This is a genomic window from Rhizobium ecuadorense (assembly GCF_001187535.1).
GTDB lineage: Bacteria > Pseudomonadota > Alphaproteobacteria > Rhizobiales > Rhizobiaceae > Rhizobium > Rhizobium ecuadorense.
Map to the genome: position 1 here is coordinate 1 of NZ_LFIO01000924.1, position 1,166 is coordinate 1,166.

Sequence of the window (1,166 nt, forward strand, 5' to 3'; positions counted from 1 at the left end):
CCGCCGAGCGCCACGCCGAGCGCCGTGCCAAACTTCGACCACAGCGGCTTGACGTTCCTGACCCGCTTGAGATCCTTGCCGATGTCGCCCTGGCGCCATTCATTCTCGATCTCGACCACTTCGTCATGGCTGCGGCCGGCTGCGATCGCAGCCGCCACCTTCTCGGCCGCCAGCATGCCCGACAGCACCGCATTGTGGCTGCCCTTGATGCGGGGAACGTTGACCAGACCGGCGGAACAGCCGATCAGCGCCCCGCCGGGGAAGGACAGTTTCGGCACCGACTGGTAGCCGCCCTCGGTGATGGCGCGGGCTCCATAAGAGAGCCGCTTGCCGCCCTCGAAGGTGCCTCGAATGGCAGGATGGGTCTTAAAGCGCTGGAACTCCTCGAAGGGATAGAGATAGGGGTTCTTGTAATTCAGGTGGACGACGAAGCCGACCGCCACCAGATTGTCTTCGAGGTGATAGAGGAAGGAACCGCCGCCGGTCTTCATCCCGAGCGGCCAGCCGAAGGAGTGCTGCACCAGGCCTTGTCTGTGGTTCTCCGGCTTGACCTGCCAGAGCTCCTTGATGCCGATGCCGAATTTCTGCGGTTCGCGGTCTTTCGAGAGATCGAATTTGGCGATCAGCTGCTTGGCGAGCGAGCCGCGCACGCCTTCGCCGATCAGCACATATTTGCCGAGCAATTCCATGCCGCGGGTATAGTTCGGGCCGGGCTCGCCGTTCTTCTCGATGCCCATGTCGCCGGTGGCAACGCCGATGACCGCGCCCTTGTCATCATAGAGCACTTCGGTGGCGGCAAAGCCCGGATAGATCTCGACGCCGAGTTCCTCGGCCTTGCCGGCCAGCCAGCGACAGACATTGCCGAGCGAGACGATGTAGTTGCCGTGATTGTTCATCAGCGGCGGCATCAGCATGTTCGGCAGGCGGATCGAGCCGGCCGGGCCGAGCAGCAGGAAGTGGTCCGCGGTGACCTCGGTCTTGAAGGGATGCTCACCCTCTTCGCGCCAGCCGGGCAGCAGCCGGTCGATGCCGATCGGATCGACTACAGCGCCGGAGAGAATATGGGCGCCGACCTCAGCCCCCTTCTCCAGGACGACGACCGACAATTCCGGATTGACCTGCTTCAGCCGGATCGCCGCAGAAAGACCGGCCGGACCACCGCCGAC

At 63.7% G+C, this 1,166-nt stretch carries 1 protein-coding gene; it reads right to left on the reverse strand.

Annotation, left to right across the window (positions count from 1 at the left end):
- Window positions 1-1,166: NAD(P)/FAD-dependent oxidoreductase (locus AF337_RS16030; protein ID WP_049732803.1), on the reverse strand; the 1,166-nt coding region annotated here is incomplete at both ends.